At 49.5% G+C, this 21,100-nt stretch carries 19 protein-coding genes and 1 tRNA gene; 9 read left to right on the forward strand and 11 right to left on the reverse strand.

Going from position 1 to position 21,100, the window contains the following annotated elements:
• The first annotated feature begins 92 nt into the window (after window positions 1-92).
• From AYK67_RS11510 to AYK67_RS11525, 4 genes are all read left to right on the forward strand, one after another.
• Complete coding sequence (locus tag AYK67_RS11510; protein WP_068086693.1) at window positions 93-1,097, forward strand: NAD(P)H-dependent glycerol-3-phosphate dehydrogenase; 1,005 nt, start codon at window positions 93-95, stop codon at window positions 1,095-1,097.
• An 89-nt stretch (window positions 1,098-1,186) separates the two neighbouring features.
• The gene (locus AYK67_RS11515; RefSeq protein ID WP_068086697.1) at window positions 1,187-1,477 is read left to right on the forward strand and encodes a YciI family protein; all 291 of its coding nucleotides are present in this window, start codon (window positions 1,187-1,189) and stop codon (window positions 1,475-1,477) included.
• Between the two features lie 3 nt (window positions 1,478-1,480).
• A complete protein-coding gene (locus AYK67_RS11520) occupies window positions 1,481-1,909 on the forward strand; it encodes an EVE domain-containing protein (protein WP_068086702.1) in 429 nt (142 codons plus the stop codon).
• A 333-nt stretch (window positions 1,910-2,242) separates the two neighbouring features.
• Window positions 2,243-2,911 carry a hypothetical protein gene (locus AYK67_RS11525; RefSeq protein ID WP_068086705.1) on the forward strand — a complete coding sequence of 223 codons (669 nt, stop codon included), beginning with the start codon at window positions 2,243-2,245 and terminating at the stop codon, window positions 2,909-2,911.
• A 16-nt stretch (window positions 2,912-2,927) separates the two neighbouring features.
• Here AYK67_RS11525 and AYK67_RS11530 read toward each other — a convergent pair whose 3' ends face one another.
• Window positions 2,928-3,284, reverse strand: coding sequence for a hypothetical protein (locus AYK67_RS11530; protein WP_068086711.1), 357 nt, complete (start codon window positions 3,282-3,284; stop codon window positions 2,928-2,930).
• 211 nt (window positions 3,285-3,495) lie between these two features.
• On the opposite strand from AYK67_RS11530, the gene AYK67_RS11535 reads away from it, so the two are divergent.
• On the forward strand, window positions 3,496-4,674 hold the full coding sequence (locus tag AYK67_RS11535) for a M20 aminoacylase family protein (RefSeq protein WP_068086712.1): 1,179 nt from the start codon (window positions 3,496-3,498) through the stop codon (window positions 4,672-4,674).
• Between the two features lie 70 nt (window positions 4,675-4,744).
• Here the strand turns inward: AYK67_RS11535 and AYK67_RS11540 are convergent, their stop codons facing one another.
• The 8 genes from AYK67_RS11540 to hemC all read right to left on the reverse strand — a co-directional run bounded on the left by AYK67_RS11540 (window position 4,745) and on the right by hemC (window position 14,085).
• On the reverse strand, window positions 4,745-5,497 hold the full coding sequence (locus AYK67_RS11540; protein ID WP_082735778.1) for a TenA family protein: 753 nt from the start codon (window positions 5,495-5,497) through the stop codon (window positions 4,745-4,747).
• 161 nt (window positions 5,498-5,658) lie between these two features.
• Complete coding sequence (locus tag AYK67_RS11545; RefSeq protein WP_068086715.1) at window positions 5,659-6,663, reverse strand: Gfo/Idh/MocA family protein; 1,005 nt, start codon at window positions 6,661-6,663, stop codon at window positions 5,659-5,661.
• A 42-nt stretch (window positions 6,664-6,705) separates the two neighbouring features.
• Entirely contained in the window at window positions 6,706-7,884 is a 1,179-nt protein-coding gene (locus tag AYK67_RS11550) for an AGE family epimerase/isomerase (RefSeq protein WP_068086718.1), read from the reverse strand.
• 307 nt (window positions 7,885-8,191) lie between these two features.
• Window positions 8,192-8,267 (reverse strand) — tRNA-Thr (locus AYK67_RS11555).
• A 180-nt stretch (window positions 8,268-8,447) separates the two neighbouring features.
• Window positions 8,448-10,373, reverse strand: a complete 1,926-nt coding sequence (locus tag AYK67_RS11560) for a heme biosynthesis protein HemY (protein ID WP_068086721.1) — start codon at window positions 10,371-10,373, stop codon at window positions 8,448-8,450.
• A gap of 19 nt (window positions 10,374-10,392) precedes the next feature.
• Window positions 10,393-12,285 carry a hypothetical protein gene (locus AYK67_RS11565; protein ID WP_068086730.1) on the reverse strand — a complete coding sequence of 631 codons (1,893 nt, stop codon included), beginning with the start codon at window positions 12,283-12,285 and terminating at the stop codon, window positions 10,393-10,395.
• A 148-nt stretch (window positions 12,286-12,433) separates the two neighbouring features.
• Window positions 12,434-13,162: a uroporphyrinogen-III synthase gene (locus AYK67_RS11570; protein ID WP_068086733.1), complete on the reverse strand. Its 729-nt coding sequence runs from the start codon at window positions 13,160-13,162 to the stop codon at window positions 12,434-12,436.
• The gene (hemC, locus tag AYK67_RS11575) at window positions 13,162-14,085 is read right to left on the reverse strand and encodes a hydroxymethylbilane synthase (protein WP_068086738.1); all 924 of its coding nucleotides are present in this window, start codon (window positions 14,083-14,085) and stop codon (window positions 13,162-13,164) included. Before hemC ends, AYK67_RS11570 begins: the two co-directional genes overlap by 1 nt.
• Window positions 14,086-14,193: 108 nt before the next feature.
• Between hemC and tsaD the strand changes: the two genes are divergently transcribed.
• Together tsaD and AYK67_RS11585 are read left to right on the forward strand one after the other, a co-directional pair.
• On the forward strand, window positions 14,194-15,309 hold the full coding sequence (gene tsaD, locus AYK67_RS11580; RefSeq protein ID WP_068086741.1) for a tRNA (adenosine(37)-N6)-threonylcarbamoyltransferase complex transferase subunit TsaD: 1,116 nt from the start codon (window positions 14,194-14,196) through the stop codon (window positions 15,307-15,309).
• A 494-nt stretch (window positions 15,310-15,803) separates the two neighbouring features.
• On the forward strand, window positions 15,804-16,835 hold the full coding sequence (locus tag AYK67_RS11585; RefSeq protein WP_068086742.1) for an aspartate-semialdehyde dehydrogenase: 1,032 nt from the start codon (window positions 15,804-15,806) through the stop codon (window positions 16,833-16,835).
• 57 nt (window positions 16,836-16,892) lie between these two features.
• Here the strand turns inward: AYK67_RS11585 and AYK67_RS11590 are convergent, their stop codons facing one another.
• Both AYK67_RS11590 and AYK67_RS11595 read right to left on the reverse strand, forming a co-directional pair.
• Window positions 16,893-17,201: a helix-turn-helix domain-containing protein gene (locus tag AYK67_RS11590; RefSeq protein ID WP_068086743.1), complete on the reverse strand. Its 309-nt coding sequence runs from the start codon at window positions 17,199-17,201 to the stop codon at window positions 16,893-16,895.
• A gap of 1 nt (window position 17,202) precedes the next feature.
• Entirely contained in the window at window positions 17,203-17,547 is a 345-nt protein-coding gene (locus AYK67_RS11595) for a type II toxin-antitoxin system RelE/ParE family toxin (RefSeq protein WP_068086746.1), read from the reverse strand.
• Window positions 17,548-17,696: 149 nt separating this feature from the next.
• Here AYK67_RS11595 and AYK67_RS11600 point away from each other — a divergent pair, with 149 nt between their 5' ends.
• On the forward strand, window positions 17,697-18,095 hold the full coding sequence (locus tag AYK67_RS11600; protein WP_068087267.1) for a VOC family protein: 399 nt from the start codon (window positions 17,697-17,699) through the stop codon (window positions 18,093-18,095).
• A 287-nt stretch (window positions 18,096-18,382) separates the two neighbouring features.
• Entirely contained in the window at window positions 18,383-21,088 is a 2,706-nt protein-coding gene (locus AYK67_RS11605) for an HAD-IC family P-type ATPase (protein WP_068086749.1), read from the forward strand.
• Window positions 21,089-21,100: the final 12 nt, after the last annotated feature.

The following is a 21,100-nucleotide window of genomic DNA, read 5'->3' on the forward strand; positions in this document are numbered from 1 at the left end:
GCTTGTAGGTGGAAAACTTGCCCCATGGCCTAAGAAAATTCTCATAATTGGGTTAAGCAAGACTCCTGTTTAAATGGGTGGGAGCGCAGTTCATGGCCAATTACAAGAATATCTGTGTTTTGGGTGGTGGCTCATGGGGCACGGCGTTGGCATTAACTGCGGCCAAGGCAGGGCGGCATGTTCAACTTTGGGCGCGCGATGAAGCTTGCGTTCACACCATAAATGAAACGCATCAAAACCCACGCTATCTTCCAGGTATTACATGGGATGTGGCGCTAAATGCCACGACAGAGCTGGCGAAGGCCGTTGCTGGATGCGATGCTGTGCTTATGGTAACGCCAGCGCAAACCACCCGCGAAATGGCGCGTCAACTCGAACCGTTCTTACCGGCCGGGACGCCGGTGTTGCTTTGTTCTAAGGGAATAGAAGCTACCAGCGGCCAGTTGCTTTCCAAAGTGATCGAGGAGGAACTGCCGCAAGCGGTCCCCTGTATGCTCTCGGGGCCAAGTTTTGCTGGCGATGTGGCACGGGGACTGCCAACGGCTGTAACCATTGCCGCAACAGATGGCGCTATTGCCGATAATCTGTGTAAAGCACTGGCCTATGAAAGCTTTCGACCTTATGCCTCGGAGGATCTGGTGGGTGTACAAATTGGCGGCGCTTTAAAGAACGTACTTGCTATAGCTTGTGGTGCAGCAATTGGTGCCGGACTGGGTGCCAGTGCGCAAGCAGCGCTTACAGCGCGTGGTTTTGCCGAACTCACCCGCCTTGGTAAGGCGCTTGGGGCGCAAGCAGAGACATTGACCGGTTTATCGGGGCTAGGTGACTTGGTGCTCACCTGTAGCTCGAGCCAATCGCGTAATTTTGCTTTTGGACATCAAATTGGTACGGGTAAGAAGCCGCAGGATTTGGTTGCGCCGGGGCAAAAACTTGCCGAAGGGGCATATTCGGCGCAAATAGCCGTGGAATTGGCTGCAAAGCATAATGTGGAAATGCCGATTGCGGCAGCAGTATCTGCTGTTATTACCGGAAAAATAAGCATAAATCAGGCTTTGAGCGACCTAATGACGCGCCCTCTTAAGAGAGAGGTTCACTAAAAATAGAATTGCTTTAATCTCGTGGATATCTGGTTGAGAGCCAGTCTTAAAATCTATAGGCTGCAGGCCGGAACAGGGAGATCTAATAGATGCTATATGCAATTATTTGTAGTGATAAACCGCATAGCGAGGAATTGCGCTTGGAACACCGTCCAGCGCACCGCGAATACCTTGCTGGCCTTGGGGATCGTGTTAAGATTGCCGGGCCTTTTCTTTGTGATAATCTGACAACATCCACCGGATCTCTTATTGTTATTGAAGCTGCCAACCGCGATGAAGCGCTCATGGTGGCTAATGAAGACCCTTACGCTCATGTATCCCTCTTCGAAACTGTCGAAATTCGGCCGTGGGACTGGGTGTTTAACAACCCGGAGAAGTAGAGCTTGCAATACTGGCTGTTTAAATCCGAACCCAATAAATGGTCTTGGGAACAACAGAAAGCCAAAGGCGCTGAAGGCGAAGAATGGGATGGTGTGCGCAATTACCAAGCACGCAATTTCATGCGCGCCATGAAGCTGGGAGATAGGGGCTTTTTCTATCATTCCAATATTGGCAAGGAAGTTGTTGGTATCATTGAGGTCTGTGCTTTGGCGCATCCCGATTCCAAGGCCGATGACCCGCGCTGGGAGTGTGTGGACATCAAAGCGGTTTGCGATGTACCCCAGCCAGTTACACTGGCGCAAGTGAAGGCGACGCCGGAGCTTGAAGAAATGGCGCTGGTGAAAAGCATGCGTTTGTCTGTCCAGCCGGTAACCGAAGCCGAATGGCGGCAGGTTTGCCAAATGGGCGGGCTGGATGCCGACAAAATATAAACAGGTACAAATCAAGCGCCGGGCATTGTCCGGCGTTTTGCATTAAATGGTGCAAGCGATGGTTAAATTCGCCCCGTTGGCCCTGCGTTGCACATCTGGTGGCGCTGGGTATTTAAGCACCCACTCTGGATCTCACGATAATTATAATGAGGCCTTCAGAGACTTCTTGAATTGAGTTGATAATATAAATGTTTCAGATTCTACCACGAATAACCCTTTGGCTGAGGGGATCGAGAGATCACGGCATACGTTACTAAGTGGAAACCCTCCCTTAAGAAATAATAATGGGGCTACTGTTGATGCTTGGAACAAAATCTTTAATAAGGTGGGACAATGATATTAGATTTTTTTCCGATACGAGATGAGTCAAAACGAGCAGACTTGCTCAAAATAGATGAGCTGATCCGCAGCGACGATTTTCTGCGCGGTGTCGGGGTTCATGCGCAAACATCAAGTGTTGCCCTAGATATACCTTTGGTTCGTGATGTGCCGAAAGCCTTTGACATGATGACATCACAAGAAATTTGGGATTTGCCTGAACCATGGCCCTATCAGTATTTTCCCGGGATCGTGGAGGATGAATCGGGCAGGATCCAATTCAAAGCGGGTCTCGATAATACTGAAAGACTAAGTATATCGCAGATATGCAGCGAAGGAATGGATCAGTTCGGTCAATATATAAATAGATGTATTGATGATGCTTGCGCTCGCCATAATATCGAAAAATTTCTCTTAAGTGCTCCTTTTGAAAAATCAACCGAGGAAGACTTAGAGTGGATGATTTCGAGTATTCTCCGTAATGAGGTCGTAAACTATCTGCAATATATGACCGAGGCAATTTGTTTTGTGGGTTTGAAAAGAACACCAATTTTTACAAGAGTGTACGAGGCATTTTTGACAGGTGGTATCCCTTGTGGCTGGGTGGGGGCCGAGCCCGAAGAAGGTGGTGACCCTATCAAGTGCATTCAACTCCTGCATTATGGCAAGCCTATGGGAACGTGAATGGCGGTATTGTGCATTAAATGGTGCAAGCGATGGTTAAATTCGCCCCGTTGGCCGATAGGCTGTAATAGGCGTTGGGTTCAACAAGTTGCCAATCGTCTTGTTCGCTTTTATCTTTTGAAACGTCACCGGTGACGGGTGCTTTGTCTTTATCCGCGCCTTTGGTCGCCGCACTGTTGCTAAAGGCTGCGACATTTCCATTTACACATACTGTAAAACTGTCAATTTTGCTGGAATCGAAGGCACAGACGAGTGTTGATTTATCAAAAGCCAAATCGGCATAATAAACTTGGACTTCTCCAAGTATTATCTGCCAGTTTTGAGTGGATTTTGCACTAGAACCATTTTGTATCATTACATTGTAAAGCCCCATGATGCCTCGCTTTTCGTTGCCTTGAACTTATGACGCGAGAACAGGATTTCTGTGAATTTTTTAGATACCGAAATAATATTGCCGGTTTGGTAAGTGATGAGGAAACCTCATCGGCTTTCTAGTAAAAATCATAGGTAATTAATTACAGATCACTTGCCTATGGACGTATTGCTTCGCACAATAAAGCAACTCTTTTTTAGCGGAGATTACTTTGCCTATACGTGATGATATTTTTGCCCTTCAAAATGAAGTGGCTTCGTGGCGACAGACAATACATGCCAACCCAGAAGTTTTATACGAAACGCACCAAACAGCCGATATGGTGGCGAAACTGCTGCAAAGCTTTGGCGCAGATTCGATTGAAACCTCTATTGGCAAAACCGGTGTAGCCGCAACAATTAAAGGTAAAAAGAGCGCTGAACCTCATGCTTGTGTGAAGTCTGTCGGCCTGCGGGCTGATATGGATGCATTGCCCTTGCAAGAGCAAAGTGGTGTTCCTTACAGTTCGCAAAATCCCGGTAAAATGCATGCTTGTGGCCATGATGGCCATACTGCTATCCTCTTGGGGGTGGCGAAGTATCTGACGCAAAACCGTAATTTTGCGGGTACTGTGCAGTTGTATTTTCAGCCAGCTGAAGAGGGAGGGGCTGGCGCTAAGGCAATGATTGAAGATGGGTTGCTTGAGCGTTTTCCCGCCGATGAAGTTTACGGGTTACACAATATGCCCGGCCTTGCTGTAGGCCAATACGCCACCCGTTCAGGTGCCATTATGGCAGCAACTGATGAGTTTGAAATAACTATTCACGGTAAGGGGGGGCATGCGGCTAAGCCACAAGAGACGATTGACCCGATTGTTATCGGAGCACAACTGGTATCATCAATACAATCTGTTGTCAGCCGAAACCGGCCACCACTTGATCCCGCCGTGGTTTCAATAACGGGTTTTCAATCGGGTGGGGCGTTTAATATTATACCCGAAACAGCTGTTTTACGCGGAACGGTGCGCACATTATCCAATGACAACCGATTACTGGCGGAGAAAACCATCAAATCATTGGTAGAAGGGGTTTGTAGTGGTTTTGGTGCCAATGTAGATATTCACTACATGCGTAACTATCCTGTTGTTGTGAACCATGAAAAACAAACTGACTTTGCCGGGAAAGTGGCTGCGGGTATTGTTGGCGAAGAAGCTGTTGATACTAATTGCACCCCAAGCATGGGCGGTGAGGACTTTGCCTACTTCCTAGAGGCGCGCCCAGGTTCCTTTATGTATATTGGTAATGGTGCAAGTGCCAAGCTGCATAACCCTGCCTATGATTATGATGATAATGCTAGCGCTTTTGGTATGGAGTGGTTTGTTAGCTTAGTTGAAAACCGATTAAAGTCTTAAAATATTTATGATAATTAGGGCCAGCCTAATGTCTTCTTCGCTGGCCCGATGGAGTTCCATCATAGGTGCACTAGTCATCCTGATCGATGATTAAAAGGGTTGGCTCTTCATCTTGGCAAGGGATGGGGGAGCGCAAAACACTGTCAAAAAAGGCTGCTTCGAGCTGACAAATATTAATAAAGCGCTCTGCAACTTCTGCCTGACGGCTTTGTGAGAGTAAAACACCATACTGGTTCATTTCGCTGATTAACCAGTTAACAAATGCCTCGAACTCATGGCCTGAATGCAAATCGATCCATTCACGGTAATAAAACTGTGGCGGACCATTTTTGCGTGCTTCGTGCACCCCCCATTCACGATAAATCCATTCCGCGCAAAGTAAACAAGCCAAGCCGTCTTCGTATGTGCCGTTCCCGCTGGCAGATAATAAGGCCCCTGTTAATTTGCGGAGCACGCTCCCCTCTTGTGCTTGGGAGACTTGCTCTTTTGTAACTCCAAGAGCTTCAAAGGAGCGTATGAAATAGTCATTCTCGCCACTTGTGAGCGCTGCACAAAACGCCGATAAGTGGCGTTTGGCTTCCATTGTTGGAGCCTTTGCAATGAGGTGTCCAAGCGCCGTTGCCAAATCTTGAATAAAGGCAAAGTCTTGTAATAAATAGCTTTTATAGTCTTCACAGTCTAAGGTGCCGTCGCCAAGCGCACAGGTAAATGGGTGTCTTGTTGCTTCTTCCCAGCTACTGGCACAGCATGCGACTAGCCAGTCTGTAAACGCTGCATCGGGGTTTAGGGCCTTGTAGTTTAAGTAGGATAACTTGGCTGTCATACGATATCTCCCCCGTGATTACGCGGCAAAACCAATTAGTAAGAGCATGCAACTGGATAGCAATGGTTACTAACGTACAAATACTTGTTTCCCTTTATAAATGCGGGAAATGTCCTTAACCTGACTTTCAGTGTTTGAGAGATTTTGAATTCGATAACAAGCTATGGCGCTTCAAATGCGCCGCTCGCTTCAGAGCGCACAATTGCATCAATTATGCGCATGTTTTGTATCGCATCATCAACGCCGTAGGGGAGGTTTTCCTCGCCGCGCACTGCTTGAGAAAATAATTCAGCCTGCCGCTGGTATTGATCGCAAGCCTCAATCCTTTCAATTTCAAGAGCTCTATCCCCGAGTATAGCGCCGTCATCCAGACGCAGAAAAACCTCAGCATTTTCAGGAGCATTGAATGGAATTAGTATCTCCAATCGCTTTTTGGTGCCGATGAGATTTAAACGCTGATAGGGGACAGATTGTGTCGACACCGAAAATTCGGCCCGCCGACCATCACCATAATCCAACAGGCAGCTGGTTCTGCGATCGGTACAAAAATGTGGATCACGATCAAAGAGACCAAGAACGCGAGCGGGCTCAGCTTCAAAAAAATATCTTGATGCAACAATAGGATAGCAGCCAATATCCATGAGGCCACCACCGCCGGTGTTTAGCTGGTTACGTATATTGGCTTGCTCTGTGTTGTTGTAACAAAAGGCGCCTTGTACCAGCCAGAGCTCACCCAATTCACCTGCACGGACAATTTCGCGTGCCCGCTGCCACTGGGGATGAGCGCGTACCATAAAGGCTTCCATGACCAGTCGTTCACGCGGAAGCTCTTGTAATTGTTTAGCTTCTTCAGCGTTCATCGCTATTGGTTTTTCGCAAAGAACGTGTTTTCCAGCGCGAACCGCTTCTATGGTCAGGGGGATATGTAAGTTGTTGGGGAGGGGATTATAAATAACATCGATATCAGGATCGGCGAGCAGCTCGGCGTATGTACCGTAGGTTTTTGGTATACCAAACTCCCCGGCAAAATCTTTGGCTGCCTGCAAGCTGCGCGAGGCGATGGCAGTAACTGAAACACCTTGTGCCTTTAAAAGCGCCGGGACAACCTTTTTACGGCCGATTTTGGCGGTTGAAAGGATGCCCCAGTTTATAGTTTGCTGTTCCATGTTGATTCCCCCGAGTTCACCCTGGGGGATATGCTGGGATGATTACAGCAATAATTCAAGCCCTTCTTGCTGTTCACTGAAGTTGCGCAGTTCGGCAATAGCACAAATAATATGGTAGAGAGTTGAGGCCGGTGCGGCTTCTTCGACAAATGTGCCTTCAGGGGTGAGCTTATCACGCCACAATCCTGCTGGAGCATCGGCAATGAAGTGCTTCAAAGCATCAAGCCCTTGAGCCAAGGATTTTTGATAGAGTTCAGCCTCTTCGGCGCTTTCGGCATGCAAGAGCAGGCTTAGCGATGCTTTCACCCATTCGGTTTGCCCCCAAAGACGCGCTAGAGGGTCGCGCATGTTAAAGTCAACATCAATGCCCATCACTGTCGCGTTCCGGTCAAAGTCAACACCATGTTCGTAGGCTATCGTAAACAAGCGCTTGGCTGCTGCAATTGCTGCTTTGTTTTGGTCGCGCTTACCGGCCCAACGCAACAACAGCCATGCCCATTCAAACAAGTGGCCAGGTTCTACCTCGCGGCCCAATTCGCCCTCAGCTGGTTGCCAATCAAGTGCAAAGAACTCGCGTAGAACGCCACTTTCGCTATCTAGCAGTTTCTCAAGGCAAACTTTAGCCAGCATATCGGCCAGTTCAGCCCATGGGCCTTCAGGGTCAATAGCTTCGAGAGCTTGTGAAGCTTCGAACATATGCATATGTGGGTTGGCGCAGAGCGGTGCGCTGGGGGGCATTGTGCTCTGGAAACCAATTTCCGGGTGCGCATAATTTGCTTTGATAAATGCGAAAAGTGCGCGTGCTTTTGCCAGTGCTTCGTCCTTATGCTCTGGCATCGTGTCGGCAACGCTGGCGTAGCTTAGAAGTGCAAAAGCCTGATTATAAAGGTCAAAGGTTTCATCTACCAACTTGCCTTCTACGTCGATCAGTGCACCGAAGCTGCCATTTTCCAACTGGAAAGCATCATGATAATGCTGATAACCATGTAATGCGGCCTCTTGCCATGGGCCTTGCCAGCCCAATCGGCCAGCTTCACAAAACACATAAACCATTCTGGGGTTGACGCGTGAGCGCAGTGGTACTTGACTTGCGGTGCCGTCCAACTCAATGGTTTCGGCAAAGCCACCACGCTCTTTCAGGCCGCCCACATTCCACCACAAGGGCAAACAGGATTGAAATAGCCATTCTTCCAGATATTTTCTATGTGCGACAACACTCACGGGTTCGTCTCCGGTTCATTATGTTCTAATCTAGCAAAAAACATGCACAGCAACCAATGGCAAGAATTTGGCATGGCGAAGTGCGTGAAGAGATTTCTAGGTCTTAAATAGAATCTAGCATTTTTTGGTGAAAAGAGTAGCTGTAAACAGACATAAAGAGATATTTTGTACTACAATTTCCACATACTGTCCAACAATGGTGCGAGCATCACCTTAATTAACGCGAATAGCTTTAATGGAACTGGATTGAAAAGCCGTACTCTTGCTAGTGCATTGCCTAGTATAAAAGGGGCGGATAACAAGAGGGTGGTGCCGCTGATAGGACTTGAACCTACGACCCACGCATTACGAATGCGTTGCTCTACCATCTGAGCTACAGCGGCACGAATTATGCCGAGCACAACTTCTTGAATACAAAAGCTACCGCTAAGTTTCAAGGGCAGATTTAAAATGACGCACAGCCTCAATTTTAACCAATTGCAAGAAGTTTATTGGCAACTTGAAAATGAAAATGAGGCCGATTAAGAACCGGCCCCATCCATAATAATTGATATATTTATCAGTTATTTGAAGAACTTATAGTTTCCTTCGTTTGGTGTTTTTTTCTCTTCCTCTTCGGTTCCCGGATCGTCTGGCATATGGCCTAAAGGAAACTCAACGAGGTTTTCAGCTCTAGGACTGTCGGAGCCTGTAGTTGTTTTTGCCGCAATATTTAATGTGCTTTTAAAGGGGACTTTTGCCCGTTTCTCGACTTCCAGTTTCTTAGCTTCGGCCAGCAATCCCTCGCCTTTGGCTAATGGTTGCTTGGGGTGCGAAGTTTGGTCTAAAATCGGTTCATTATCGTGCGAAACTGTGTGCAAATCGGCTCTTTGGGTTTCATCAGCACTTTTATCGGCGGCGTGATCGATATTAGGTGAAACAATTTCATCTACTGGAGGTTTTTCTTCAGTCTGTGGCGCTTGTTGTTGCTTTGAGGATAAGCCTTGAGCACCTGCCGGCACCGCTGTGGTATCGGTTTCAACTTCAATAGTAGAAGCGGTATCGACCTTGCCAGTGTTATCCTCTGGTTCGATCACCTTTTCCGGAGTTGCAGATTTTATTCCATTCGTATCTTGAGGCGTGGAAGCATGTGTGCCGCTTTGAATGAGCTGAGGAGCTTCCAACAAGCTATCGTCGATATGCTCGATTTGCGGTTGTTCGTTTTGGGCTTGTTCTGGATAGCCCCATTCGTAGGCGTCCAGGCGTCCTGTTTTGGGTGAGACAGGGCCCCAGTTGGCAGAAACAACACCGTCGGCAATCCAGACTTTATCTTGCGGTGCGCGTACAGCCCGCGCCAACCATTCGCGAACCCGTCCCTGATCACCGCTTTCCAGTTCGTCTAGGTCGGCCATCATTAAAAAGGCGCGTTGTGTTGGTTCCGAGCGCAGTACTTTTTTCAGTTGCTCGCGTGCTTCTTTAAACTGTTGGGCGTCCAGCGCTGCGGATGCAATTGCTAATGCGCCCTCATTTGAATGGGGGCGTAGTGATGCCAAGTGTTTAATGCGGGCCATGCGGTCGCTTACCGAATCGCCCATACGAACGTGGGCATAAGCCTCTGCCAAGTCAGGATGCGGATTAATTTTCCACGTTGTCTCCAGAGTTTTGGAAGCCTTACGAATGTTACCGTGACGGGTGAGCAACCGCGCGGCAACGAGAGAGGCGGCGATAAGGCTGGTGGCTAAGCCATGGGCTTCGACAGCAAGAGTGCGGGCGCGGTCCGGTTCTTGACTTTCCAACTCAAGCGCACGCGCGGTGAGAATAACCGCGCGGTGGCGACGCATGGTTGCTTTGTCGATGAGTTTGGCTGCATAGTTCTTTTCGAGTGTCTTTAAGGCCTGTTCCCAATCACCGGCAACGGCCTGATAGCCAAGTACTGCTTTACCAGCCCATGTCAGCCCCGTATTATCTGTCAAAGCTTCCTCGGCATAATGGCGGGCCGCTTCACCGGCATTGGCACGTTCTGCTTCTAAAAACAGCCCATGAAGACCAACGGACTTGGTGCGCGGGTCATCAAGCATGGCTTCAAACCGGTTGCGGCTTTCTTCCTGGTTGCCGCTAATTTGGCTGACTTGTGCAAGTAGCAGTTTAACCGCAGGTTCATTGCCCTTAAGTAGTTTGTCGGCCTCGCTACCAAATTTACGGGCAGTGCTTGTTTGCCCGGCTCCAAGCGCAAGCAGCCCTTTTGAGAGAGCCTCAAAGCCACGGTCCTGACGGCGACGGCGCATAAAGCGGGAAGCCAGTGCAGGCGAACGCCATATGAGCCGAATTATGCCCCAAACAATGAATAGGGCAACAATTCCCGCAGCGAGTGCCACTAAAGTAGTGAGCAAGCTTGCCTGAATGCGAAAGCCTTCCCAATCCAGTGTCACAACGCCGGGGCGGTCGGCAATCCAGGCACCGCCGAGGGCCAACACAAAAACTATGGCCATATAGATAAGAGCGCGGATCATCTTTGTGTTTCCTCCGGCATTACTGGGTTACGCTGCCAAGCGAAACCAAAACTTCATTGGTGATTTGTTTAACAAGCGCATCTGCTGCAAGGCGTGCTTGGGCATGGTCGGCCCAGTCGGCACCGGCTTCTTGCATGGCTTCTGGCAAGCGCTGATAAGCTGCGAGTGCAGCGGCTAAATCACCTTTTTCAACTTTCACTTCCATTTGCCCCAATATAGCGCCTGGGGTTGTTCCGGCTTCATCCGACGGGCGGCGAATAGAAACGAGTGACTGCGCACTTGTTAGCAGGCGGTCCACCACACCCTGATCGGGCTTTTGCAGTTGTGCCTTGCTCATTGCGCGGGCAGCCTCGCCAAAGCTGGCAATCAATTCGGCATTTGTGGGAATACCAAGGCGGGCAAATTCGTCCAGCTTGCTAAAATCGAACTGGCCTTGTGGTACAACAGCCTTAACGGCTGTAAGCTCGGCAGCATAAGGTTTGCCGCTCTCAACGCTTGCGCTGAGTGAGGATACGGCAATGGCGCGTGCAGCGCGTTCTTGTGCGCTGGCAGAACCGACTTTGCTTTCCACATTTGCCAAGCTGGCACTTAGCTTGCCAAGTGATTGCGTGTGGGCATCGACATCTTTTTGCTGCTGGCTCAATGTGCGCATCAACTCGGTGAGCTCGCCTTGCATGCTGGCAAGCGAGGTGGAAAGCGTTGCCCCTTGCTCACCTTGTTGTTTGGCAAGGGCTGTGCTGGAGACTTCCATATCTTGCAAACGGGTTTGTAGGGAAGCCAGCGTACCGATGCTTTTTTGCAGGCCCTGTTGTGTTTTTTCCAAGCTGTTTTGCTGGGCTTTTAACGTTTCAAAATCAACGCTAGCCTGTGTTTGTACCTTTGTAAGCTCACTCAGCTTGCTTTGAACCTTGGCAAGCGTTTCGTTAACATTTATCAGAGCCGGACCATCGCCCCCTTGCCCTTTGGCTATTGCCTGCTCAAGCTTTGTGAGCTGCTGTGTTAACTGGCTTACGGTTTGACTATCGTCGGTGCTGTTGCCGATTGCGGCATTGATTTCGTCAATGCGTTTTGTTTGCGCTGTTATTTTTTGTTCAAGGCCCGTAAGCTCTTGCTGGTTTGCGCCATCGTTACCCTTGTTTTGCAGGGCAGCAATTTTACCTTCCAAGTCCTGAAGGCGCTGTTCGTTCGCATCAAAGATACCGCGCATGAGCGCTATTTGGTCGGCTTGCGGTGCCGTGAGTACTTTTAAATAACCTGCCTGATGAGCACCATAGAGACCGCCCAAAACAAGCGCTGCCCCGAAAACGGAACCAAGAAGCGCACCAGTGAGTGCGCCGGAGCCTGATTTTTTGCTCGCCTGTGGTTGGTTGCCTGCAGTTGTTGTTTGTTGGGTAGACTGTGTGTTTTTGGCTCTCTCTTTGGCTTTTGTATCTGCTGCTTTTTCGCTTTTCGGCTTTTCTTGCGCCTTCACTGCTGCGTCTTTTGTCGCTTGCGCCGTGTTGGCAGCTTTGGTGCTTGCCGTCTTTGTTGGGGGAACTGCGCTTTTGTTGTTTGCGCGATCGTTGTCTTTAACGGCAGCCTTATTGTCTGTTGTTTTTGTTGCCGCTACAGGGGGTTCGCTTGTTTTACTATCTGGCTTGTCGTGAGCGGCCTTATTGGTACTTCTTGGTGCCGTTGTAGATGTCGACGTTTCTTTTGCAGGACTGTCCGAAGGCGTTGTAGCTTTTTCTGCTGCTGCTTCGGGTGCCGACTGGTTTTGAGGCGTAGGAATGTCTTTGCTCGCGACTTCTTTAGCGTCTAAATCAATCGTGATGTTTTTTGCATTATCACTTTGAGCGCTGCCAGTTTTACGCCTTTGCCCGCTCTTGGCGCTTGTTTGTCCTGCCCCAGAGGTTTTTCTTTCACCGGCCATACATGTCTCCCAAGACTATTTGCTCAAGCGTTGTGCGCCGCCATTTGTACTATGGCAGGTTCTACCCTATGCCAAAAGCACGACTTTATACGCTCTTTACAACAGAACCCTTAGCCGAACGTTGCCATAATACGTTAATGCAATGCTCTTAGGTTTTTGGTTCTCTTGTTAAAAGCGCAAATAGCGCTTGTTCTGTCGGTCTATCGGGCCAAGTACAAGGAGCAATGCCTTCCATGACTTGGGCCACTTGATGCGAGATACAAAACGCTTTTACAGAGTTAATGGGCAATGTGATTTTATCAAGGCAGACGAACTGCCTAAATATAATCGCTGTGCGTTTTGAATATAGTAGTACACAGCCAATTTGCCCTGCTCGTAGTAACCCTAGGGTGGAATTGGATAATTTCTCGCTGGCTGCCATTTGGTAAAGTGGGACTTCATGGCAGTGGATACCCGCCCGTTGTAAGGCTGCCCCCATATTAAAGGCGCGGTTTTGTGCACAAAGATAAAGCACATGGTGGTTATCAGCTTGCGGGTCCAGCTTTGTACTCAACAGTTGGGCAAGTTGCGGCGCAGTGCCCCCCCCGGCCGTGACGTTTGTAAAGCCCGCTTTACGGGCATGAAGTGCTGTTGCCTCGCCAACTGTATAAACGGGATGGTTTCGTAAGCTGCCCGTCAAACCGAGTTCGCAGGCGGCATCCACCGCCCTTGCACTGGTAAAGACCACAGGTGCATTTACAGCCGTACGCGGGAGCTTGGGTGGCTCCAGCAACTGAAAGTGCAGCAGCGGCTCTATGATCACCTCGTGCCCCAGCGCCCGCAGCATTTGCGCGGTTTTTTCCGCTTGCGGTTGGGCGCGGGTGACGAGAATACGCATCAAACCACCAGAAAGTCGGGTCCGGCTTTGGCTTTCAGCGCTTGCCCTGCTTGGCGGCCTAACGCCTCGGCCTCGCTTGCTGCGCCGGAGATGGTGATCTCGAAGCTCTCGCTACCATCGGGCTTAATCACCTCGCCGCGAAATGAAATGGTATCGCCTTCGATTTTCGACAGACCGCCAATGGGTGTGCGGCACGAGCCATCCATTTCGGCCAGAAACGCGCGTTCCAGTGTCAGGCGCTGCTCGGTTGGCATATCGTGAATGGCGCTGAGCAAGCCGTGAATAACCGCGTCACCTTCGCGGGTTTCGATGCAAATAGCCCCTTGGCCCACCGCTGGCAAAAACTGCTCTTCATCCAGCAGGCATGTGACATGCTCTGTCAGCTCAAGACGGCGCAGGCCCGCGTGAGCGAGCAAAGTGGCATCCACAGCCCCTTCTGCCAATTTGCGCAAACGGGTTTGTAAATTTCCGCGATACATAACCACATCAAGATCGGGACGCAGGCGCTTGAGCTGGGCCTGACGGCGCAATGATGACGAGCCGACTACCGCCCCTCTGGGCAAATCTTGCACGCTATTATATTTGGGCGATAAGAACGCATCGCGCACATCTTCACGCGGTAAGAACGTGGAAAGCACCAGCCCTTCTGGTAAAATTGTTGGCATGTCTTTTGAGGAGTGCACCGCAAGGTCGATGCGGCCATCAAGCAATGCCTCTTCGATTTCCTTGGTAAAAAGCCCCTTACCACCGGCTTCCGACAGAGGGCGGTCTTGAATCATATCGCCCGATGTCTTGATAATGACAATCTCGAACTGGTCCTCGGCCATATCATGGGCCGCCATCAGGCGGGCGCGGGTCTCATGAGCTTGTGCCAGCGCCAATGCACTGCCACGGGTACCGATTTTGATGAGTTTTGTTTGCAATGATCGCATCCTCTGGTAAAGGGGCATATGGCATTAGGCAATACCTGTCCCGTGGGCCAAAATCAACGCTTGAACCACATGGACGGCTAAATATCTAAGGAGAATAATGTGCTCACTGTCCTTGGGATCGAAACCAGTTGTGACGAGACCGCCGCGGCCGTTGTGCGGCTTGATGAAAACGGGCAGGGAGAGATTCTCTCCAACATTATTCATTCGCAAATTAGCGACCATGAAGCCTTTGGAGGTGTGGTGCCGGAAATCGCGGCCCGCGCCCATATTGCTATTTTGGATAGCCTGATAAAAAAAGCTATGACTGAGGCTGGTCTTGCCTATGATGATTTGAGCGCGATTGCCGCCACCGCCGGTCCCGGCCTGATTGGCGGGGTGATCGTGGGCTTGATGAGTGCCAAGGCCATTGCCATGGCCGCCAACAAGCCGCTATTGGCTATTAACCACCTTGAGGGCCACGCCTTAACCGCCCGGCTGACAAATAAAGTGGCGTTTCCCTATTTATTGCTGCTCGTTTCAGGTGGACACACCCAGTTCTTACTGGTGAAGGGCATGGGCGATTATGAGCGCCTTGGCACCACAATCGACGATGCTATTGGTGAAGCATTTGACAAAACCGCCAAGATGCTGGGGCTTTCCTACCCCGGCGGGCCTGCGGTGGAAAAAGCCGCTGCCCAAGGGGATGCCAAAGCCTACCCTTTACCCCGGCCACTGCTCGACCGACCGGGCCTTGATATGTCGTTTGCCGGGCTCAAAACCGCTGTGCGCACCGCCGCACTAAAAGAAGAGCCGGTGAGTGATTTGGTCGTCAATAACCTGTGTGCCTCGTTTCAGGCGGCGGTTGCCGATGTGATTGGCCAGCGCAGCGCTCGCGCCTTTGCGCTGTTTCAAGAGCGTTTCCCGCAAACACCGGCGAAAATGGTGATTGCTGGCGGGGTGGCTGCCAACAACGCTATCCGCAGCCGCTTGCAAGAGGTTGCCGCCGCACACAATGGCGAGCTTGTGGCTCCGCCCCATAAACTGTGTACTGATAACGCGGCCATGATCGCATGGGCAGGTATTGAACAGTTGCGCCACCAGCAGGCGCAAAACGGCACAATTCCAAGCGAGAACGGGGTTGATGATGATATGCAGGTAAGCCCGCGCCCGCGCTGGCCACTGGACCAGCTGTCGCAAAGTGTTTTCGGCTCGGGCAAAAAGGGTGCGAAGGTTTAGCCTATTCCCTTGAGAAAACCACAAGTACGCGCTGAGGCAATGCATGATTTTTGGGTTGGTTAGAGTTCAAGACAGGATATGAACCCCCAACCTTTATAGTACGGTTTGCCTAGCGTTTTTAGCTATAGCCGGTGCTCTCGGTCGTTGGCAGGGCAACCGTTTGGCTTTTATAAAGCGCTGGGCGGGTAAAATACATGATTGACATTGCGCGCAAGTGCGGGCAAAAAACTCCTGTTTTCAATTTAAGGAACTTTGAGACTTATGTTCTCTCGCGCACACAACATGCCAGCTTATAAAGCGCCCAAGCAATTGGGGTGCATGGCTTGTGCAGCGTCCATGACAATGAAAACAACATTCACGACAACGACGACTAAGACCACCGTTTAAGGTGCCTCTCTTTCCCGCGCGTCTCCCCGGGATGGAGGGCGCTAAAGAGTGAACCGGGTGCCGCAGCCTCCGGGGAACTTACGGGGGAGACGAAGAGGACATAACCGATGGGTTTTAAGGTTGCTATTGCAGGGGCTACCGGTAACGTGGGCCGGGAGATGCTGGATATTCTTGCCGAGCGCGGGTTTCCGGCTGATGAAGTTGTGCCGCTGGCCTCGCGCCGCTCGCAAGGGCTGGATATTTCTTACGGCGACAAGACACTTAAAGTGCAAGCGCTGGAAAACTATGACTTTTCCGATACCGATATTTGTTTGATGTCTGCTGGCGGTTCCATTGCCAAAGAATGGGCACCCAAAATCGGTAAGCAGGGCTGTGTGGTCATCGATAACTCCTCCGCATGGCGTTATGATGCCGAGGTGCCGCTGATTGTGCCGGAAGTAAACCCGGACGATATTGCCGATTTCACCAAGAAAAACATTATCGCCAACCCGAACTGCTCGACAGCCCAGCTGGTTGTGGCCCTTAAGCCGATTCACGAAGCAGCCGGTATCAAGCGTATTGTTGTCTCCACTTACCAGTCGGTTTCCGGCGGTGGTAAAGAAGCCATGGAAGAGCTTTTTGACCAGACCCGTGCGGTGTTCGTCAACGATCCGATTGAGCCGAAAAAGTTCACCAAGCGTATTGCCTTTAACGTAATCCCGCACATCGATGTGTTTATGGAAGACGGCTACACCAAAGAAGAATGGAAGGTGCTGGCTGAAACCAAAAAAATGCTAGACCCAACAATTAAGGTAAGCTGTACCGCTGTACGTGTACCGGTATTTGTGGGTCATGCGGAAAGCGTGAACATTGAGATGGAAAACCCGCTGAGCGCCGAAGAAACCCGCGATTTGCTGCGCGAAGCGCCCGGTTGCCTTGTGGTTGATAAGCACGAAGACGGCGGTTACGTCACCCCTTACGAGTGTGCCGGTGAAGATGCCACCTACATCTCGCGGATTCGCGAAGATGCGACCGTTGAAAACGGTTTGAACCTGTGGGTGGTTTCCGACAATCTGCGCAAGGGAGCTGCCCTGAACACCGTTCAGATTGCCGAATTGCTGGTGAATGGCAAACACATTACGCCAAAATCTGCGGCGTAACCAAGATTTGAGCGCGGGGAAGCCCCCGCGCCTTTTGGGGCGCACCAATGGGCAGCCTTAAGTAATGCTCAAATTCAGCTTACGGCCAACAGCCTGTGCTGCGCGGCTTAGCGTTGAGAGGGTAACACTTGTATTATTGGGATCGAGTAGGCGGTCAAGTTGGGAGCGACTCGTTTGCAAGCGCTCAGCCATAGCAGATTTTGTGATGTTTTGCTTCGCCATTGCTTGCTCTAGCTCGAAAGCGATAACCCGCTTTATTGCAACCTCACGAGCTTCTTCCAATAGATTTTCTTCTTGCAAAAAATCATCAAAACTTGAGCCAAGATGAGCAGATTCGACAGTTTTGTTTTGTTGGTTATGGGTCATATCAAAGCTCTTTCATTCTTTTCACTGCGGTTTCTATTTCCTTTTGTGGCGTTTTTTCGCTTTTCTTTTCAAACCCATGTAACAGCACGAGATAGCTGTCATAAATACAAAAGAAAACGCGTGCGATGCGTCCCCCCTCCAAATGGCAACGAATTTCCCATAGACCTTTATGTCCTTTAATCGCACGACATAACGGCATTCCTAATGGCCACCCATATTCCGCCGTTTTAATATCCATACCAATGGCTTTACGGTCTCTTACATCCAGACTTAATAACCAGTCACGGACAGGTTCCCTAGCATTTGCTGTTTTGTAAAACCTAGCAGAGAGTTTTTTATGGCTCATGGTCGACTTGTACCATTATTGGTACTATTGAGCAAGTAAGGTTACGACTCTATAAATAGGCAGCATTTACGTTTATTTTCTAAAGGCTTAAATAGCATGACATCATTATGATTATGTAGAAGACTTAAGATTAATTCTCGGAGATGGCCATGAAAATTTACATAACCAATGTTTTTGTCGAGGATCAGGCGCAGGCGCTTGAATTTTACCATAACAAACTCGGGTTTATAGTGAAGGACGATATTCCCATGGGGGTGGACCGCTGGTTGACCGTTGTGGCAAAAGACCAGCCCGACGGACCGCAGCTTTTGCTGGAACCAAGCTCCCACCCTGCCGTAAAACCCTACAAAAGCGCTTTAAAAGCGGATGGCCTGCCCGCAGCCTCTTTTCAGGTTGAAAATCTGGATAAGGAATACACCCGCCTTAACGGCCTAGGTGTTGAATTTACCCAACAACCGACCGATTTTGGTAATGTCCGTATTGCTGTGCTGGATGATACCTGCGGGAATCTGGTCCAGCTTGTTGAAATGAAAACAGGCCGTTCATGAAGTCAGTAGCTTATTGTTCATCCAATATTTTCACGGGTTTATCATCGTGATTTTTGATGGCAGCTGCACTCACATAGATACCTTATTGTATCTGATTGGAGCTGGTCACTGCCCCTTGAGAGAGCCAAGTGGTTACCGCGTAAGATTAGAGTATTGTCTTGATGGATTTTGTTTAATCGAATAAAATAATTGAATTGCTATTGATATTCATCGCTAGACTGTAAATAATAACAGAGTGCGGAGCGGGTAAACCTAATTTATTTTAAGTAATATAGGGTTCACGCCATATGTTGAATAGAAAATCGAATGCCGATAAAAGCTATTGGTATACATCTCCCATCGAAACTATTTTAGATGATTTGTATTCTTCTAAAAACGGGCTTCATCAAGCTGATATCGAACAAAGGCTTGAAGAATTCGGGCCAAATAGTTTGCCTAAAGCATCCCAAAAGAGTTCGTTTCTGCGATTTTTACTGCAATTCAATAATGTTTTAATTTATGTGTTGTTGGCTTCAGCCCTTGTCACCAGTTTAATCGGACACTGGATAGACACCAGCGTTATCATGGCGGTGGTTCTTGCCAATGCTGTTATTGGTTACTTGCAGGAGGGCAAAGCAGAAAAAGCCATGAATGCGATTCGTAATATGTTGGCGCCACTTGCCAACGTGTTACGCAATGGTGTTCGCGTTCGCGTTAAAAGTGAAGACATTGTTATTGGTGATGTGCTGTTGCTAGAAGCTGGCGATAAAGTACCAGCTGACGTGCGCTTGTTTTCTGCTCACGGTCTTGCGGTTCAAGAAGCGATTTTGACAGGTGAGTCTGTACCTATAGATAAAAACACCGCGCCCGTACATGAAGCGGCCTCTATTGGTGAGCGAACTTGTATGACTTACTCGGGTACGATGGTTGTGGCAGGCCAAGGGCGCGGCGTCGTTACCGCTACTGGCGGCGATACGGAAATAGGCCGTATTAGCGGACTATTAGCTGAAGTTGAAAAGCTGGAAACACCGCTGACGACGCAAATGGCCGTTTTTGCCAAATGGCTTACACTATTTATTCTTGGTGTGGCTGCCCTGCTCCTTTTAGGGGGCTATTTTTATTTGGGCTATGAATTCAAGGAGATTTTTCTCGCTGTCGTTGGTTTGTCCGTGGCGGCAATACCAGAGGGCCTTCCGGCAATTATGACAATCACGTTGGCTGTCGGTGTGCAAGCAATGGCACGTAATAGTGCAATTGTGCGTCATTTACCAGCTATTGAAACCATTGGCTCGGTCTCTGTTATCTGTAGCGATAAAACCGGCACATTAACACGTAATGAAATGATGGTGGCTAGTGTGCTTACTAGCGGGCATTTATTTCAGGTGGAGGGGCAGGGCTACCTGCCGGAAGGTGCTATCAAGCTGAATGGCCGCGAGATTGTGCATGAGCAACATGGGACGCTGAGTGTGCTCGCCTGTGCGGCGCAACAGTGCAATGACGCTGAATTACGGCTAAGCTCTGATAATTGGCAGGTAGAGGGCGACCCCATGGAAGGGGCTTTACTCGCCTTTTCGGGAAAAGTTGCTGGTTCCACGGGCTGGTCTGCAGAAGGCTGGGAGCGTATGGACGCTTTACCGTTTGATAGCCGGCATCGCTACATGGCTGTTCTTGCCAAAAATAAGGAACGCTCTGTCATTTTTGTAAAGGGTGCGCCTGAGCAAATACTGGCCATGTGTCACAATCAATTTGCTAATGAAAGTATGAGCGCACCTTTAGACGAGGCTTATTGGGAAGAGCAGGCAGAAGAAATTGCGGCCCGTGGACAGCGGGTGCTGGCTTTTGCCATGGCGTTTGTTCCCAATGAGTTGGAGCAACTCAAACATGCCGATATAGATGGAAAAATAACGATATTGGGCATGGTGGGGATGATTGATCCGCCGCGTGAAGAAGCATATGCGGGGGTGCGTGAGTGCCGAGAAGCTGGCATTGCGGTTAAAATGATTACCGGCGACCATGCAAAGACAGCAGCCGCCATTGGGGCGCAGATTGGGCTTGAAAATGCCGGGTATGTTTTGAAAGGTGCGGACCTTGAGAAAATGGATGACAGCCAACTGCGAAGCGCAGTTTTAAAATGCAATATTTTTGCCCGCACGAGTCCCGAGCAAAAGCTAAGAATAGTTATGGCTTTACAATCGAATAATATGATTGTTGCCATGACAGGGGACGGGGTGAATGATGCGCCTGCTTTAAAACGCGCCGATGCCGGCATTGCTATGGGGTTAAATGGCTCTGAGGCGGCGAAAGAAGCTGCCGAACTTGTGTTGGCGGATGATAACTTTGCATCCATTGTGGCGGCTGTTCGTGAGGGGCGAACCGTTTATGATAACCTCAAAAAGGTTATCAGCTGGACGCTACCCACCAATGCGGGTGAGGCAATGACAATAATTGTTGCACTTGTTCTTGGCATGACATTGCCGATTACTCCGGTGCAAATTCTTTGGGTGAATATGATTACTGCTGTGACTTTGGGCGTGGCGTTAGCTTTTGAGCCAACGGAAGCCAACAGCATGCGAAGACCACCACGAAAACAAGATGCCCCCTTGCTTGATGGGGCACTGCTTTGGCATATTACACTTGTTTCCAGCCTGTTACTGGCCGGTGTTTTCGGTATTTACCAGTATGCTTTAGCAGAAGGGCATTCGTTAGAACTGGCGCGAACACTTGCCATGAATACATTGGTTATTATGGAAATGTTCCACTTGTTCTTTATTCGAAATATCTTCAACCGCTCATGGAGCTGGCAGCACCTAAAAGGCACGAAAGTCCTTTGGTCGGTAATTTTGATCATCACGATTGCACAGATTCTAGTGACGTACCTGCCACCATTACAGTCTTTATTTGCGACCCAAGACATACCGCTTGAATTGGGGCTAATAATACTGGGCATAGGTATTGCTTTGCTGGTTATTATTGAAATAGAGAAGCAATTACGCCACATGTTGTTGGGTAAATAAAGCATAATGCGC

Origin of the sequence: Polycladidibacter stylochi, assembly GCF_001562055.1 — a bacterium.
GTDB classification, from domain to species: domain Bacteria; phylum Pseudomonadota; class Alphaproteobacteria; order Rhizobiales; family Stappiaceae; genus Pseudovibrio; species Pseudovibrio stylochi.